General features: G+C 45.1%; 20 protein-coding genes. 19 read left to right on the top strand and 1 reads right to left on the bottom strand.

Annotation, left to right across the window (positions count from 1 at the left end; translation table 11 throughout):
• The first annotated feature begins 2 nt into the window (after positions 1-2).
• The 10 genes from rpsP to pgeF all read left to right on the top strand — a co-directional run bounded on the left by rpsP (position 3) and on the right by pgeF (position 5888).
• The gene (gene rpsP, locus RT269_RS22220; protein WP_013272775.1) at positions 3-245 is read left to right on the top strand and encodes a 30S ribosomal protein S16; all 243 of its coding nucleotides are present in this window, start codon (positions 3-5) and stop codon (positions 243-245) included.
• Between the two features lie 15 nt (positions 246-260).
• Complete coding sequence (locus RT269_RS22215; protein WP_025233209.1) at positions 261-488, top strand: KH domain-containing protein; 228 nt, start codon at positions 261-263, stop codon at positions 486-488.
• Positions 489-646: 158 nt separating this feature from the next.
• Positions 647-1156 carry a ribosome maturation factor RimM gene (rimM, locus tag RT269_RS22210; RefSeq protein WP_313185882.1) on the top strand — a complete coding sequence of 170 codons (510 nt, stop codon included), beginning with the start codon at positions 647-649 and terminating at the stop codon, positions 1154-1156.
• Positions 1157-1178: 22 nt separating this feature from the next.
• On the top strand, positions 1179-1925 hold the full coding sequence (trmD, locus tag RT269_RS22205) for a tRNA (guanosine(37)-N1)-methyltransferase TrmD (RefSeq protein ID WP_313185880.1): 747 nt from the start codon (positions 1179-1181) through the stop codon (positions 1923-1925).
• 153 nt (positions 1926-2078) lie between these two features.
• Entirely contained in the window at positions 2079-2426 is a 348-nt protein-coding gene (gene rplS, locus RT269_RS22200) for a 50S ribosomal protein L19 (protein ID WP_312443591.1), read from the top strand.
• A 107-nt stretch (positions 2427-2533) separates the two neighbouring features.
• Positions 2534-3085: a signal peptidase I gene (gene lepB / locus RT269_RS22195; RefSeq protein ID WP_313185879.1), complete on the top strand. Its 552-nt coding sequence runs from the start codon at positions 2534-2536 to the stop codon at positions 3083-3085.
• 9 nt (positions 3086-3094) lie between these two features.
• Entirely contained in the window at positions 3095-3937 is an 843-nt protein-coding gene (ylqF, locus tag RT269_RS22190; RefSeq protein WP_313185878.1) for a ribosome biogenesis GTPase YlqF, read from the top strand.
• Between the two features lie 81 nt (positions 3938-4018).
• Positions 4019-4669 (top strand): ribonuclease HII, encoded by a 651-nt coding sequence (locus RT269_RS22185; protein ID WP_313185876.1) that lies wholly within the window; start codon positions 4019-4021, stop codon positions 4667-4669.
• On the top strand, positions 4666-5010 hold the full coding sequence (locus RT269_RS22180) for a YraN family protein (RefSeq protein WP_313185875.1): 345 nt from the start codon (positions 4666-4668) through the stop codon (positions 5008-5010). Before RT269_RS22185 ends, RT269_RS22180 begins: the two co-directional genes overlap by 4 nt.
• A gap of 20 nt (positions 5011-5030) precedes the next feature.
• Positions 5031-5888 carry a peptidoglycan editing factor PgeF gene (gene pgeF / locus RT269_RS22175; protein ID WP_313185874.1) on the top strand — a complete coding sequence of 286 codons (858 nt, stop codon included), beginning with the start codon at positions 5031-5033 and terminating at the stop codon, positions 5886-5888.
• 131 nt (positions 5889-6019) lie between these two features.
• Here pgeF and RT269_RS22170 read toward each other — a convergent pair whose 3' ends face one another.
• Positions 6020-7198: a ribose-phosphate pyrophosphokinase gene (locus tag RT269_RS22170; protein WP_313185872.1), complete on the bottom strand. Its 1179-nt coding sequence runs from the start codon at positions 7196-7198 to the stop codon at positions 6020-6022.
• Between the two features lie 201 nt (positions 7199-7399).
• Between RT269_RS22170 and RT269_RS22165 the strand changes: the two genes are divergently transcribed.
• From RT269_RS22165 to RT269_RS22125, 9 genes are all read left to right on the top strand, one after another.
• Positions 7400-8818: a DUF512 domain-containing protein gene (locus tag RT269_RS22165; protein ID WP_313185871.1), complete on the top strand. Its 1419-nt coding sequence runs from the start codon at positions 7400-7402 to the stop codon at positions 8816-8818.
• Between the two features lie 66 nt (positions 8819-8884).
• Positions 8885-10210: a ribosome biogenesis GTPase Der gene (der, locus tag RT269_RS22160; protein ID WP_313185869.1), complete on the top strand. Its 1326-nt coding sequence runs from the start codon at positions 8885-8887 to the stop codon at positions 10208-10210.
• Between the two features lie 4 nt (positions 10211-10214).
• A complete protein-coding gene (gene plsY / locus RT269_RS22155) occupies positions 10215-10856 on the top strand; it encodes a glycerol-3-phosphate 1-O-acyltransferase PlsY (protein ID WP_313185868.1) in 642 nt (213 codons plus the stop codon).
• Positions 10857-10871: 15 nt separating this feature from the next.
• Positions 10872-11879, top strand: coding sequence for an NAD(P)H-dependent glycerol-3-phosphate dehydrogenase (locus RT269_RS22150; protein ID WP_313185866.1), 1008 nt, complete (start codon positions 10872-10874; stop codon positions 11877-11879).
• A 253-nt stretch (positions 11880-12132) separates the two neighbouring features.
• The gene (locus RT269_RS22145) at positions 12133-13353 is read left to right on the top strand and encodes an ABC transporter substrate-binding protein (protein ID WP_313185865.1); all 1221 of its coding nucleotides are present in this window, start codon (positions 12133-12135) and stop codon (positions 13351-13353) included.
• Between the two features lie 100 nt (positions 13354-13453).
• The gene (locus tag RT269_RS22140) at positions 13454-14335 is read left to right on the top strand and encodes a branched-chain amino acid ABC transporter permease (protein ID WP_025233195.1); all 882 of its coding nucleotides are present in this window, start codon (positions 13454-13456) and stop codon (positions 14333-14335) included.
• Positions 14336-14344: 9 nt separating this feature from the next.
• Positions 14345-15421, top strand: a complete 1077-nt coding sequence (locus tag RT269_RS22135) for a branched-chain amino acid ABC transporter permease (protein WP_313185864.1) — start codon at positions 14345-14347, stop codon at positions 15419-15421.
• A 2-nt stretch (positions 15422-15423) separates the two neighbouring features.
• A complete protein-coding gene (locus tag RT269_RS22130) occupies positions 15424-16182 on the top strand; it encodes an ABC transporter ATP-binding protein (protein ID WP_313185862.1) in 759 nt (252 codons plus the stop codon).
• A 13-nt stretch (positions 16183-16195) separates the two neighbouring features.
• Entirely contained in the window at positions 16196-16906 is a 711-nt protein-coding gene (locus RT269_RS22125) for an ABC transporter ATP-binding protein (protein ID WP_025233192.1), read from the top strand.
• Positions 16907-17096: the final 190 nt, after the last annotated feature.

Here is a 17096-nt window from a genome sequence, read left to right as displayed (position 1 = left end):
AAATGGCAGTAAAAATGAGATTAAAAAGAATGGGTCAGAAAAAGGCTCCTTTCTATAGAATTGTAGTTGCAGATTCCAGATCTCCAAGAGATGGCAGATTCATCGAAGAGGTTGGTTACTATGATCCTACCACAGAACCAAGCGTAATCAAGTTTAACGAAGAGAACGCTAAGAAGTGGTTAACTGCAGGTGCTCAGCCAACTGAAGTTGTAAGCAAGCTTTTAAAGATCGCCGGTATCCAGTAGTGAGAGGTGAAGCATATGAAGGAATTAGTAGAAGTAATTGCAAGAGCACTGGTTGATAACCCGGATCAGGTTGTTGTTACTGAAACCGTAAAAGACGATGAGATAATCCTTGAACTTACGGTTGCACCTTCCGACATGGGTAAGGTAATTGGCAAGCAGGGCAGGATCGCTAAAGCTATCCGCTCTGTTGTAAAAGCAGCAGCTTCCAAAGAAGACAAAAAGGTTACTGTAGAAATCCAGTAACCGTAAAAGACCGCCGGCCTGTCGGGACGACGGTCCTTTTGGTATTATTTTCTTTGTGCAAATGCTTAAGAATAAGCCGGATAGTGATATCCGGTTTCTTTGACATGGTTCGATGAGCAAAGTGAATCGGAATTCCTTTGCATAATATGGAGAGACAGATGGATAATTTGTTAAGAGTTGGCGTAATTTCATCCACTCACGGGGTGAGAGGAGAAGTGAAGGTTTATCCAACCACAGACGATGTAAATCGTTTTAAAAGTCTAAAGAATGTAATTCTGGATACCGGCCGGGAACATATGGATCTGGAAATCCAGGGAGTAAAGTTTTTTAAGAATATGGCGATCCTTAAGTTCAAAGGATATGATTCCATTGATGACATTGAAAAATATAAAGGAAAAGATCTGCTCATAACCAGGGACCAGGCTGTAGAGCTGGGACCGGATGAAAATTTCATTATTGATTTAATTGGACTTCGCGTAGTCACTGAGGACGGAGAAGATTTTGGAACCCTTACCGATGTGATCAAGACCGGAGCCAATGACGTCTATGAAGTAAAAACGGCAGAAGGGAAGGAAGTCCTGCTTCCGGCAATCAAGGAATGCGTGTTAAATGTGGATTTAACAGAAGGAATTGTTACCGTTCACATCATGGATGGACTTCTGGATTAAGATAGAGGAGTGGAAATAGACAATGAATTATCACATATTAACCCTGTTTCCTGAGATGGTCCTAAACGGCCTCCACACCAGCATTATTGGGAGAGCGGCGGAAAAGGGCCTGCTCTCTATTGAAGCCATAGATATCCGGGAATATTCAAAGGACAAGCACCGCCATGTGGATGATTACCCCTATGGAGGCGGAGCCGGAATGGTCATGCAGCCTATGCCTATCTGTGAAGCCTATGATGATTTGTGTGAGAAAATAGGGAAAAAGCCCCGGGTTATCTACATGACTCCCCAGGGAAAGGTTTTTAACCAGAGAATTGCGGAGGAGCTGGCAAAGGAAGAAGATCTTGTTTTCCTGTGCGGCCATTATGAAGGAATTGATGAAAGAGCATTGGAACTTGTTGCCACGGATTATCTTTCCATCGGTGACTATGTGCTGACAGGAGGCGAGCTTCCGGCCATGGTTATGATTGACTGCATTTCCCGGCTGATCCCAGGGGTCTTAAACAACGACACCTCTGCAGAATTTGAGTCCTTCCATGACAATCTTCTGGAATATCCCCAGTATACCAGGCCGGAAGAGTATAGGGGACTCCGGGTTCCTGATATCCTTTTATCCGGTCATCATAAAAATATTGATACCTGGAGAAGGGAACAATCCATTAAACGGACCCTGGAACGCAGGCCGGATCTTTTGGCGGATGCCAGCCTGTCCAAAAAAGAATCGGAATATTTAAAAAAGCTTGAAAATGAGCGGGAAAAACGGGAATAATAGAACCGAATATCCGCTTGATGAAAAAGGACTTGCAATCCAAGTTTCTTTATGATAAACTAAAAAAGTTGTGATGAAAAGGCGATGGTCCTCTGTTACGGATTTTAAAATGAAGTATTAAGAACATCAAATAATATCAAGGAGGTTCACACAATGAACGAAATTATTAAGAAAATTGAAGCAGCACAGTTAAAGCAGGAAGTTCCTCAGTTCAATGTTGGCGATACCGTTAAGGTATACAACAAGATCAAAGAGGGTGCCCGCGAAAGAATCCAGATTTTTGAAGGAACCGTTATTAAAAGACAGAACGGCGGCGCCAGAGAGACATTTACCGTGAGAAAGAATTCTAACGGCATAGGCGTTGAAAAGACCTGGCCATTACATTCCCCTTCTGTAGACAACATTGAAGTTGTAAGAAGAGGTAAAGTAAGAAGAGCAAAACTTTACTACTTAAGAGACAGAGTTGGTAAAGCTGCTAAGGTCAAAGAATCAGTTAAATAATTCCGGATCAGGCGAGGGGGACAATGCAAATTGTCCCTTTCTTGACATGAGTTACTTGATGAAGATAAGCGAAGCGAACTTCCTTATAATGGACGGGGGTTTCATACATGGATTTTTATCACAGTGAAGATAATAATAAGCTCCGGCAAATAGTCAACTGGGTCGTTGATATTGTAGTAGTGATTGCCTTAGCATGGTTTCTGGTCTATGCTTATGGAACACAGATCGTGATTGCAGGGCACTCCATGCTTCCTCTTCTCGCTTCGGATGATGTGGTTTTGATGGACCGGCTGGATTATGATTTTGGAAACCCGGATCGGTTTGATGTTGTGGTATTTCAAAGAGAAGATCAGAAAATGAATGTAAAGAGGGTCATCGGACTGCCAGGGGAAACCGTGCAGATAAAAAACGATGAAATCTTTGTTGACGGCGAAAAGCTAAAAGAGACGTCCGGCTCTGACCGTATCTCTCTCGCCGGACTTGCGGAAAAGCCGGTCAAGCTTGGAAGCGACGAATATTTTCTGCTGGGTGATAACACAGACAGCAGCGAGGACAGCCGTTTTGCCAATATCGGAAATGTAAGCAGAGGCCAGATCCAGGGCAAGGTATGGTTCCGGATGAGGCCTTTTATAAAAATGGAACTAATTCGTTCAAAGTAGAGGAATGTTATGAATATACAATGGTATCCTGGTCATATGACCAAAGCCAAAAGGGCTATGAAGGAAGACATCAAATTAATTGATTTGATAATAGAACTGGTGGACGCGAGAGTACCCTTAAGCAGCCGGAATCCTGATATTGATGAATTAGGAGCCGGAAAGGCACGTATCGTTCTGCTTAATAAATCCGATCTTGCGGATGAACGCTGCAACAGTGCCTGGGAGTCTTATTTTGTAGCCAAGGGCTGCCACGTTATCAAGGTAAATTCCAAAAGCGGGGCAGGATTAAAGCAGATTAACGGTGTCGTACAGGAGGCATGCAAGGAGAAAATAGAACGTGACCGCAGAAGAGGAATTTTAAACCGTCCGGTGAGAGCCATGGTGGTCGGAATTCCCAATGTGGGAAAGTCTACCTTTATCAATTCCTTTGCAGGAAAAGCATGTGCAAAAACAGGGAATAGACCGGGAGTGACGAAAGGGAACCAATGGATCAGGCTTAATAAGAGCTTAGAGCTTCTTGATACCCCCGGTATTTTGTGGCCGAAATTTGAGGATCAGCAGGTGGGAATCAGGCTTGCTCTCATTGGATCTGTTAATGATGAGATATTGAATAAGGATGAACTAGCAATGGAGCTCATCCGTTTCCTGACAAACAAATATCCCAGAGTTCTTTCTGAAAGATATGGAATAGAAACAGAAGATGCCCTTGAGGCATTAATGCAGGTGGCACAGGCCAGGGCCTGTCTTGCAAAAGGCGGTGAACTGGACCTGGTGAAGGCATCGAATCTTTTGATCGATGATTTCAGAAACGGAAAGTTGGGTCGGATGACGCTGGAACTTCCTGCGCAATAACCAGAATTAAATGAAAGGGTTTTGCTTTTTGGAAAAAGAGCAAGGCCCTGTTTTTCAATCAAAAAATGGGAGCTTAAAGAAATGAGAAAATTAACAGAAGAAAAGCTTCAGGCAGAACAGGAACGCCTGGAGAAAATGAAAGAGTTTGAACGCCAGTATGAGGATCATATCCTGGTCTGCGGGATCGATGAGGCTGGACGCGGACCTTTGGCAGGGCCGGTGGCAGCCGGTGCGGTGATCCTGCCCAGGGCTTGCGAAATTCTTTTTTTAAATGATTCAAAAAAGCTGTCAGAGAAACGGCGGGAAGCCCTTTTTGAAGAGATCCAGGAAAAAGCCTCAGCTTTTGCAGTTGGAGTGGTCGGAGCTGACCGGATCGATGAAATAAATATCCTGCAGGCTACCTATGAAGCTATGAGGCTTGCCATTGACGGATTGGGAGTAGAACCGGAAGTCTTTTTAAATGATGCGGTTACGATCCCGGGAATTACCGCTTCCCAGGTTCCTATTGTCAAAGGGGATTCTAAGAGCGTGTCAATTGCCGCTGCAAGCATTATGGCAAAAGTGACCAGGGATCATATGATGGAGGAATATGACAAATTGTTTCCGGAATACGGTTTTGCAAAGCATAAGGGATATGGAACGGCCGCTCATATTCAGGCCCTAAAGGAATTTGGCCCCTGTCCCATTCACAGACGCAGCTTTATAAAGAATTTTGTGGGAGGTTGTCTTTGAAGAACAATCGGGAGATTGGAAGTGAGTTTGAAGATGCGGCCGCCGCATATCTGGAAAGTAAAGGGTATGTTATATTAGAACGGAATTTTGGAGACCGTAAGGGAGAAATTGATATTATCGCAAAGGATGGAAAGGAACTCGTCTTTATTGAGGTAAAGTACCGGCGGAATCTGGAAAAAGGAGACCCGGCGGAAGCAGTCCATTTTTCGAAGCAGAGGAAAATCAGGGATGCTGCCAAAAGATATTTGTACCGGTGCCATCTGGGAGAGGACATTCCCTGCCGGTTTGATGTGGTTGCTATCCTGGGACAGGAAATCCGGCTGATTAAAGACGCATTTTAAACAAAGGTGTGATGAAAGATATGTGGAAGCGTAAAGCTAGTGATATTAGAATGGATTATAAGACAGTGGAAAAGGTACCTTATTTGTCTTTTCCTATTTTAGAACAAACTGGGTTAGTGAAGCAGGGATTTTCAACGAAACTGGGAGGAGTAAGCCAGGGAAAGTATGCTACTATGAATTTTACATTTACCCGGGGAGATAATCGGTCCCATGTTTTGGAAAACTACCGTAGGATGGGAAAGGCCCTGGGAGTTGATATGGAGCGGATGGTTTTGTCCTATCAGACCCATACTACCAATGTCCGGCTGGTAACGGAAGAGGATGCGGGGAAAGGAATCGTAAAGGAACGGGATTATGAAGATGTGGATGGACTGATCACCAATGTTCCTGGAATTACCCTGGTTACCTTTTATGCAGATTGCGTGCCCCTTTATTTTCTGGATCCAATCCATCAGGCCATTGGGCTGAGCCACTCCGGCTGGAGGGGAACCGTGAAACGCATGGGGGAAGTTACAGTCAAAAAAATGGAGGAAGCCTTTGGAACGAAGGCAGAGGATGTGATCGCCTGCATCGGCCCCAGCATTTGTAAGGAATGTTATGAGGTGGGGGGCGAAGTGGCCCTGGAGTTTATGAAAGGGTTTGATAAGAAGTATTGGGGCGGTATATTATCTGAAAAGAAAGATGGAAAATATTTGCTGGATCTTTGGCGGGCAAATGAAATTGTGCTGCTGGAAGCAGGGATAAAGCAGGAAAATCTCCAGGTTACGGATATCTGCACCCATTGTAATTCAGATCTTTTATTTTCCCACCGGACGACCGGGAATGAGAGAGGGAATCTGGCGGCATTTTTAGGGATTGTTGAAAAAGACAATGGTTAATGATACACTTGATCGTTTATAATTCATTAGTTCAAAAAAAGTGAGATGCTGCTATTTTGCAGCATCTCACTTTTTGTTAAAACGAAGAGGAACCTTACGCCCTTACGTGTTTGTAAGAGCAGGGCATATTCTTATGCCCGATAATTTTTTAACAAATTCTGTATCTTTTCTGTAGAAGAAAGGGCAGTACTTATGGGCACATCATGATTTAAAGAATTTACAATTGCCGCAATGTATTTACTGATGTCTGCTTCCACATACCATTCCCTTCCCAGCAATTCCATGGGACGGTAGTTTAAATTTGTTGTAACGACACAGTCTATGTAGCCCCGACTGTAATATTCGTCAAATTTAGCAAGTCCATTGGTGAACAGGCCAAAGGTACAGCAAACGATTACCTTATCTGCTTTCCGCTCTTTTAATTCCTTTGCCGTATCCAGCATGCTCTCCCCGGAGGAGATCATATCGTCTACGATCAACACTGTCTTACCTTCTACGGAGGCACCTAAGAATTCGTGGGCAACAATAGGGTTCCGTCCATCGATCACTTTGGAGTAATCCCGTCTTTTATAGAACATACCCATGTCCACGCTTAAGTTGTTTGCCAGGTATACGGCACGGTCCATGGCACCCTCATCCGGACTGATCACCATTAAATGCTCTTTATCAATCTTTAAATCCGGACACTTCCTTAATACTGCCTTGACAAACTGGTAAGTGGGCATGAAATTGTCAAATCCACTTAATGGGATGGCATTTTGGACCCTGGGATCGTGGGCGTCAAAGGTAATGATGTTGCTGACTCCCATATGTACCAGTTCTTCCAAAGCCATGGCGCAGTCTAAAGATTCCCTTTTGGTTCTCTTATGCTGGCGGCTCTCATATAAAAACGGCATAATAACACTTACCCTATGGGCCGTTGCACTGCAGGCGCCAATGATTCTTTTTAAATCCTGAAAATGATCATCAGGAGACATGTGATTGGTATAACCATTGACGGTATAGGTTATGCTGTTATTGGTGACGTCTGCCATCACAAATACGTCCGTGCCACGGACAGATTCCCTGATAATGCCTTTCGCTTCTCCGCTTCCAAAACGCGGGCATTCGCATTTGAGAAGATAGGAGTCCACATCATATCCGCGATAGTGAAGATCAGCTTTTCGGCGTATAAGCTCCTGGATATCATTTCTGCGGAAATCTACGATGTGGTCGTTCACTTTCCCGGCCAATTCCCGGCAGCTTTCCAGCGCTGCAATCTTTAAGGGAGCAACAGGTAGCTGGTCGTTAAATACATAATCATTTGCCATGACAAAGATTCCTCCATAATAAATCAACAGCCAGTCGTAAGACTGCCTGCTTTTAATCTTACACCCTTTTATACCATTGAATGACAGAATGCGTCAATAGCTTCGGTCGTATTTCCAGGAAAAAAACAAAAAAGGCTTCCTTTACAAAGAGTAACAATCTTGTTATGATATATGGGACAGCTACAGAAAGGTAAAATTAAGATGAGCAAAAGAGGACATATCATAAAAGAAGTTGATTCCGGCTCCATAGCAGATCAGCTGGAACTGGAGCCAGGGGATACGGTCCTGTCCATAGATGGTCATGAACTGGAAGACATTTTTGATTATGAGTATTACATTAACAGCGAGTCCATTCTCATGACCGTGAAAAAGAAAGACGGGGAAGAATGGGAGCTGGAAATAGAAAACCAATACGAGGATCTGGGGATTACCTTTGAAAACGGACTCATGAGTGAATACAGATCCTGCCGGAATAAATGCATTTTCTGCTTTATAGACCAGATGCCCCCTGGAATGAGAGAAACCCTGTATTTTAAGGATGACGATTCCAGGCTTTCCTTTTTACAGGGGAACTACGTGACGCTGACTAACATGAGCGATCATGACATTGACCGTATCATAAAGTTTAAACTGGCACCGATCAATATTTCCGTTCACACCACCAATCCTGCTTTAAGGTGTGAGATGCTTCACAACCGGTTTGCAGGCCAAGCCCTGGATAAGATCAGGAGGCTGTATGAGGCTGGGATCCCCATGAACGGACAGATCGTGCTGTGCAAGGGCGTTAATGACGGAAAGGAGCTGGAAAGGACCATAGAGGATTTATCAAAATACCTCCCATATATGGAGAGCGTATCCGCAGTCCCTGTTGGAATGTCAAAATACCGGGATGGCCTGTATCCTTTACAGCCCTTTACGGCTGAGGACGCAAAAGAGATCGTGGAGATCATCGGACGATGGCAGAAAAAGCTTTATAAAACCCATGGAACCCATTTCATTCATGCCAGTGACGAGCTTTATATCCTGGCGGGGCTGCCTTTTCCGGAAGAGAGCCGTTACGACGGATATATTCAGCTGGAAAACGGCGTGGGCATGCTGCGGCTTTTGGATGAGGAGATTAAGGCTGCTCTGGAAACCATGGAAGATGACCATAAGTCTGAAGAGATTTCAATTGCAACAGGGAGGCTTGCTGCCCCCTATATTGAAAGACATGCAAAACTGGTACAGGAAAAATTTCCCGGGCGTGTCATTCACGTTTATCCTATTACCAATGTCTTTTTTGGGGAGCAAATCACAGTGGCAGGCTTAATCACCGGCCAGGATTTAATCGGACAGGTTAAGGGACAGGCACTGGGCAGACGGTTATTGCTTCCCGAATGCATGTTCCGAAGCGGAGAAGAGGTATTTCTTGATGACCTGACCCGCCAGGATGTACAAAATGCTTTACAAGTACAGGTAGATATTGTAAAATCAAGCGGTCAGGATTTTGTACAGGCAGTTCTTCTGCCGGTAGAAGAGAGTGAAGCTTCTTATGAAGGATATGAATTAAACAACCTTGCGGGCATACCTTTACACCCGGTAAAGCGGGGTGGGCACTGCCAAAAAGCATGGGCGGAATAGAGAAATACCCTACGGGTATACCTTTATGTCAAAAAACATGGACAGCAAGAAGAAAGGAAATAACATATGAGTAAACCAGTAGTTGCCATCGTAGGCCGCCCCAATGTGGGAAAGTCTACGTTGTTTAATGTTTTAGCCGGTGATACCATTTCTATTGTAAAGGACACACCAGGCGTTACCAGGGACCGGATCTATGCAGACTGTACCTGGCTGGATATGAATTTTACCCTGATTGATACAGGGGGTATTGAGCCGGACAGCAGCGACATCATCCTGTCACAGATGAGGGAGCAGGCGGAGATCGCCATTGCCACCGCAGATGTTATCATCTTTATCGTGGATGTCCGTCAGGGGCTTGTGGATTCTGATTCCAAGGTAGCTGACATGCTTCGTAAATCCAAAAAACCCATCGTCCTTGCTGTCAATAAAGTGGACAGCTTCCAGAAGTTCGGGAATGATGTATACGAGTTCTATAACTTAGGAATCGGGGATCCGGTCCCTGTTTCTGCTGCTTCCAGACTGGGCCTTGGAGAGCTTCTTGATGAGGTGGCAAAGCATTTTGGCACCTTTGATACAGAGGAAGAGGAGGATGACAGGCCGAGAATTGCAATTGTAGGAAAGCCAAACGTCGGCAAATCTTCTATTATAAATCAGCTCCTGGGAGAAAACCGGGTCATTGTTTCCAACATTGCAGGTACTACCAGGGATGCGGTGGATACGGAGATCGTTCATAATGGTACGGAATATGTGTTCATTGATACGGCAGGTCTGAGACGGAAGAGTAAGATCAAAGAGGAGCTGGAGCGCTACAGCATCATCCGTACCGTTACGGCAGTTGAACGGGCCGATGTGGTGGTAGTGGTCATTGACGCGGAAGAAGGCGTAACCGAACAGGACGCAAAAATTGCGGGTATTGCCCATGAGCGCGGAAAGGGCATCATTGTTGCGGTCAACAAATGGGATGCCATTGAAAAGAACGATAAGACCATCTATGAATATACAAACAAGATCAAGAATACGTTATCCTTTATGTCTTATGCAGAATACTTATTTATCTCTGCAAAAACCGGCCAAAGGATGAATAAGCTGTTCGAGGTGATTGATATGGTTCGGGAGAACCAGACTCTTCGGGTAGCTACCGGAGTTCTAAATGAAATCATGTCAGAAGCCGTGGCGCTTCAGCAGCCCCCGTCCGATAAGGGCAAGCGATTAAGACTCTATTATATCACCCAGGTTGCTGTAAAGCCTCCGACTTTTGTAATTTTTGTAAACGATAAGGAATTGACTCACTTTTCCTATACCAGATACTTAGAGAATAAGATCCGGGAAGCATTTGGTTTTAAGGGAACCTCCCTTAAGTTTATATATAGAGAAAGAAGCGGAAAGGAATAGTCGTATGGAGCGAATCATCTGTCTTATTGCAGGTTATTTATTCGGACTCATACAGTCCGGTTATTTTTACGGAAAGGCTCATAAAATTGACATCCGCAATCACGGAAGCGGTAATTCCGGCACGACCAACGCCTTGAGGGTTATGGGTCCAAAGGCAGGAGCAGTGGTTTTTTTCGGCGATTTCTTAAAGTCATTGCTGCCTTGCTTAATGATCCGGGTCCTCTTCCGGTCCCAGCCGGAGATGATTTATCTTCTGATATTGTATACTGGTTTTGGCGTAATCCTGGGCCATAATTACCCGTTCTATCTTAATTTCAAAGGCGGCAAGGGCATTGCTGCCACAGCAGGCCTGATTGTAGCTGCTGATTTAAGAATGATGCTTTTATGCCTGGTGGCATTTGTTTTGATTGTTGCTGTTACAAGATATGTTTCTCTTGGCTCTCTGGTGGTCGCTACAATTTTTCTGATATGGCTGTTCCTCTTTGGAAGTATGGGCGCGTATGGTCTTGATCAAAGATTATTGCCGGAATTCTACATAGTGACAGCACTGATAAGCGGTCAGGCGTTCTGGCGCCACCGGGCAAATATCGGACGCCTTGTCCGCGGCAGGGAGAATAAAATTTCCTTTGGATCAGGAAAAAAATAACATGAGGTGAAGAAAATGGCTAAAATCGGAGTGATCGGATCTGGGAGCTGGGGAATAGCGCTTGCAGCTCTTCTATATAATAATGGGCATGAGGTGACCGTCTGGTCTGCTCTTCCTGAAGAAATTTCGGAGATGAGATCGACCCACAGGCATCATACCCTGCCGGATCTGGTGCTGACTGAGGATATGACTTTTACGGAAGACTTAGAAGAAGCCATGACAGGGAGGGATCTTCTTGTAACGGCAGTTCCTTCTGTTTATGTCCGTTCAACGGCAAGAAAGATGAATTCATTTTGCAGATATGGCCAGGTAGTGGTCAACGTTGCAAAGGGAATTGAAGAATCCTCTCTTATGACACTCTCCGAAATATTGGAAGAAGAGCTTCCCATGGCAGATGTGGCAGTCCTTTCCGGACCCAGCCATGCGGAAGAGGTGAGCAAAAACCTTCCCACCACCTGCGTGGCAGGTGCCCGTACCAGAAAGACAGCGGAATACATTCAGGGGATTTTTACGAGTGAGGTTTTCAGGGTTTACACAAGTCCTGACATCCTGGGAATCGAGCTTGGAAGCTCCATCAAAAATGTTATCGCCCTTGCTGCCGGTATCGCAGATGGACTTGGCTATGGTGATAACACAAAAGCAGCTCTGATCACAAGGGGCATTGCCGAAATATCCAGGCTGGGCACAGAAATGGGCGGTAAATTTCAGACCTTTTGCGGTTTGTCCGGAATCGGAGATCTGATCGTAACCTGTGCAAGTATGCACAGCCGGAACCGGAGAGCCGGAATCCTGATCGGACAGGGAAAGACCATGGAGGAAGCCACAAAGGAAGTGAAGATGGTGGTAGAAGGCATTTATTCTGCCAAAGCCGCTCTGGCTCTGTCGGAAAAATACGGCGTTTCCATGCCGATTGTGGAGCAGGTAAATGCAGTTTTATTTAATAACAAACCAGCCTCCGAAGCTGTCAAGGATTTAATGCTTAGGGATAAGACCATTGAAAGTTCAGATCTGCCATGGGATTAATGGAGAAACATTCCTCATGTGCAGGCAGGAAAAAGGAAACATGTGGATTTTTTCATAATTAAATTAAAATCAGTTGACTTTTTTTAAAAGCCAATTTATTATAAAGACTATGTATACGTCAACGAAGTTCGATCTGCCCCTGGCTCATCGAACGGGAGATTTGCTGGATTCCGGTATGCATCGCCTGCCTTTATCAAGTAAATATTACCAACGGAAATGTATATATAAAACGTTTTATGAGGAGGAATGGATTATGAAAAAATCAATGAAGAAGTTACTGAGCCTTGCCATGGCAGTTGCTTTGGCAGCATCTTTAACCGCCTGCGGAAGCGGCAAGGCTACAGAAACCACCGCCGCCGGGGAAAAAGCGGCATCAGGAGAGTCCTCGGAAGCAGCAAAGGCTTCTGGAGAAGGTTCCTTTAAAATCGGTGGTATCGGACCGATCACTGGAAGCACAGCGATTTACGGACAGGCTGTTATGCGCGGTGCGGAATTAGCCATTGACGAGATCAACGCAAATGGCGGGATTAACGGTGCTCAGATTGAGTACAGTTTCCAGGATGATGAAAACGATACGGAAAAAGCAGTAAATGCGTACAATACCTTAAAGGATTGGGGCATGCAGATGTTAGTCGGTACTGTTACCTCCGCTCCCTGTATCGCAGTAGGTGCGGAATCCAGTAACGATAACATGTTCCAGCTCACTCCTTCCGGTTCAGCCGTAGACTGCGCTAAGTTTGAAAACCAGTTCCGTGTATGCTTCTCCGATCCAAACCAGGGAGCAGCTTCCGCACAGTACATTGGCGAGAACAAGCTGGCTACCAAGGTCGCCATTATTTATGACAGCTCCGATGTTTATTCATCCGGTATCCATGATAAATTCCTCTCTGAAGCAGCAAACCAGGGAATTGAAATTGTGTCTGATGAGGCATTTACCGCAGACAACAATACCAACTTCTCCGTACAGATTCAGAAGGCACAGGATTCAGGCGCTGAGCTTGTATTCCTTCCGATTTACTATTCCCAGGCTGCCTTAATCCTTGCACAGGCAAAGCAGATGGGATACGAGCCACAGTTCTTTGGCTGTGACGGACTTGACGGACTTTTAACCGTAGAAAATTTTGATACTTCCTTAGCTGAAAACGTAATGCTTCTTACACCATTTGCTGCTGATGCAAAGGATGAACTGACCCAGAAGTTTGTTACTACATTTAAAGAGAAGTACGGCGAAATCCCAAACCAGTTTGCTGCCGATGGTTATGATGCAGTTTACGCCATCAAGGCTGCTGCTGAAAAGGCTGCAATCACAGCAGACATGGATGCTTCTGCAATCTGTGATGCGTTAAAGACATCTATGACAGAAATTTCTGTAAACGGCTTAACAGGCGAGAACATGAAATGGTCCAAAGACGGAGAACCGGATAAGGCACCTAAAGCAGTTAAGATTATAAATGGTGTTTACACAGCGATGTAATTACTGAATTTCATTCATTTGGTAAATGACCCAATAGAGGGTCGTCCAGAGGACGACTCTCTTCTTTTAAAATAAACAACGAATGAGGTGCGATGGTATGATGAGTTTCATATCCTATTTTATTAATGGCCTAAGTCTGGGCAGTGTTTATGCGATCATTGCCTTGGGTTATACCATGGTATATGGCATTGCCAAGATGCTTAACTTTGCTCATGGCGATGTAATTATGATCGGAGGATACGTGGTGTTCACAGTTGTCAGCACAATGGGCTTAGGTCCGGTTGCCGGCATACTTCTTGCAGTGATCCTGTGCACGGTACTTGGCGTTGTCATTGAGGGGGTCGCTTACCGTCCTCTCCGTATGGCAAGCCCTCTTGCGGTTCTGATCACGGCAATCGGTGTGAGTTACCTGCTCCAAAACATCGCGCTGCTCGTTTTTGGTTCTAATCCGAAATCCTTTACTTCTGTCGTAACAGTTCCGGCCCTTAAGCTTGCACAGGGAAAGCTGATCATTTCCGGTGAGACCATTGTCACGATCATCAGCTGTATCATCATTATGATCGGTCTGACGATGTTTATCAGAAAGACAAGAGCAGGTCAGGCCATGCTTGCCGTATCGGAAGATAAGGGAGCCGCCCAGCTCATGGGAATTAATGTGGACGGAACCATCGCCCTTACTTTTGCCATCGGCTCTGCCCTGGCTGCTGTGGCCGGTGCGCTTCTTTGTTCCGCTTATCCGACCCTTACCCCTTATACCGGCTCCATGCCAGGCATTAAGGCATTCGTGGCTGCCGTATTTGGCGGGATTGGCTCCATTCCGGGAGCGCTTATCGGCGGACTTTTACTGGGTGTGATTGAAAACTTAAGCAAGGCTTATATTTCTTCCCAGCTTTCCGATGCCATCGTATTTGGAGTCCTTATTGTCGTTCTTCTTGTAAAGCCAACCGGAATCCTGGGTAAGAAGATCAACGAGAAAGTATAGGTGGCCGATATGGAAAAAAGTATGAAGATGAATTTCCGTCTGAATAAGACATTAAGAAGCAATATGATAACCTTTGGGCTGGTGATCGCCGCCTATATTATCGTACAGCTCCTGGTAAATGCAGGCCAGGTAAGCAACCTGATGAAGGGCCTTTTGGTACCCCTGTGCATTTATACCATTATGGCAATATCCTTAAACTTAACCGTAGGCATCCTTGGTGAACTGAGTCTGGGACACGCAGGTTTCATGTGTGTGGGGGCCTTTTCCAGTGCCTTGTTTTCCATTGCCATGCTGGAAGCCATTCCAAACGCGGGAATCCGTTTCTTTTTCGCGATTTTAATTGGCGCTTTCTCGGCAGCACTGGCTGGCATTGTGGTTGGAATTCCGGTTTTAAGGCTTCGGGGCGATTATTTAGCCATTGTGACCCTGGCATTTGGAGAAATCATTAAAAATGTGATAAACGTGATTTACATTGGAAAAGATGCTGACGGGCTTCATTTTTCCATAAAAAACGCGGGGGCTCTCCATATGGCAGAAGGTGGGACCGTAATTATAAACGGCGCCCAGGGAATTACAGGAACGCCTAAAAATTCCACCTTTACCATTGGTGTTATCCTTATTTTGATCACGCTGGTAATCGTTTTGAACTTAATTCATTCCAGATCCGGACGGGCCATCATGTCGGTACGGGATAACCGCATTGCGGCGGAATCCATTGGTATCAATATAACAAAATACAAATTAATGGCCTTCACCATTTCTGCCTCCCTGGCAGGCGTGGCCGGTGTCCTGTATTCCCATAACCTTTCTGCACTTACTGCGACGCAGAAGAATTTTGGCTATAACCAGTCCATCATGATTCTTGTGTTTGTGGTTCTCGGCGGAATCGGAAATATCCGTGGTTCCATGATCGCGGCAGTTCTCTTAACTCTGCTTCCGGAGCTTTTGAGAGGTTTAAATACCTACCGGATGCTGATTTACGCCATCATCCTGATTGTCATGATGATTTTTAACTGGAGTCCTAAATTAATTGATCTCAGGAAACGGTATTTCCATAAGAACAGGGCAGAGAAGGAGAGGGCATAACCATGGCTTTACTGGAAATCAAGAATCTTGGAATATCCTTTGGCGGACTGCGAGCCGTAGATAATTTCAGCATCACCATTGAAAAAGGACAGCTTTATGGTCTTATCGGCCCAAACGGTGCCGGTAAAACCACGATCTTTAACCTTTTAACCGGTGTATATAAACCCAATACAGGCACTATTTTCTTGGACGGAGAGAACATAACAGGGAAAAAGACAGTGGATATCAACAGGGCCGGAATCGCAAGAACCTTTCAGAATATCCGTCTGTTTAAGGAATTAACGGTTCTTGATAATGTTAAGACCGGTCTTCACAACACTTATTCCTATGGGACGGTCACAGGAATTCTCCGCCTGCCTAAGTACTTCAAAGTGGAAAAAGAGATGGATCAGCGGGCCATAGAGCTTTTAAAAGTATTTGGCCTTGATGAAGAAAAGGATATCCTCGCCTCCAACCTTCCATACGGAAAACAAAGGAAGCTGGAGATCGCCCGTGCCCTTGCCACAGGTCCTAAGCTTTTGCTCTTAGATGAGCCGGCAGCCGGTATGAATCCTAACGAAACCACAGAGCTTATGGATACCATACGCTTTGTACGGGATAATTTTGATATGACCATTCTGCTTATTGAACACGATATGAAGCTTGTTTCCGGCATCTGTGAAAGACTGACCGTACTGAATTTCGGCCAGGTGCTTACCCAGGGGAAAACGGCGGATGTGCTTAATGATCCGGAAGTTATCAAGGCATATCTGGGAGAATAAGGAGGCTTAAGGAATGGCACTACTTGAAGTAAAAGACTTAGAAGTATATTATGGCGTCATCAAGGCGCTTAAGAATATTTCCTTTGAAGTAAACGAGGGTGAGATCGTAGCCCTGATCGGCGCTAACGGCGCTGGAAAAACCACGACCCTTCATACCATAACCGGCCTTTTAAAGGCGGCCTCCGGTACCATCCAGTTTGATGGCCAGGATATCACAAGAATCCGGGGCGATAAAATTGTGGGCATGGGTATGGCTCATGTACCGGAAGGACGGCGGGTGTTTGCAGCTTTGAGTGTTTATGAAAATTTAAAGCTGGGCGCTTACACAAGACGGGATAAAAATGAGATAGAAGAGACCCTGCAGATGATCTACAAACGTTTCCCAAGGCTTCTGGAGAGAAAGAACCAGCCTGCGGGAACCTTAAGCGGCGGAGAGCAGCAGATGTTAGCCATGGGACGTGCACTGATGAGCCATCCTAAGGTGATTGTGCTTGATGAGCCCTCCATGGGTCTTTCGCCGATTTATGTGAATGAGATTTTTGATATCATTCAGGAGGTCAACAAGTCAGGAACTACGGTATTGCTGGTGGAGCAAAACGCAAAAAAGGCTTTGTCCATTGCAAACCGTGCTTATGTTCTGGAAACAGGGGCCATAGTGTTAAGCGGCAATGCTCATGAACTGATGAATAATGATTCGGTAAAGAAGGCATATCTAAGCGAATAATCACATGGCTTTCGCAAAATACCAGATTTTTAAAGGATGGCAAAAGAAGTGTAAAAGCTGCTTTGCCATCCTTAAATTTTTCCTTTTTCACCAGTCTGAATATGATTATAAAAGAGAAGCGGCGTGAAAAATAAAAGGGAATAATCCTTTCTCCCATGCATATAGTATAACAGCACAGAAGGGGGAATCT

It is taken from the genome of Lacrimispora sp. (genome assembly GCF_032078915.1).
In the GTDB taxonomy this organism is placed as follows: Bacteria; Bacillota; Clostridia; order Lachnospirales; family Lachnospiraceae; genus Lacrimispora.
Note: the sequence above shows the minus strand (reverse complement) of the source record. Positions and strands in the feature narration are given on the sequence as shown.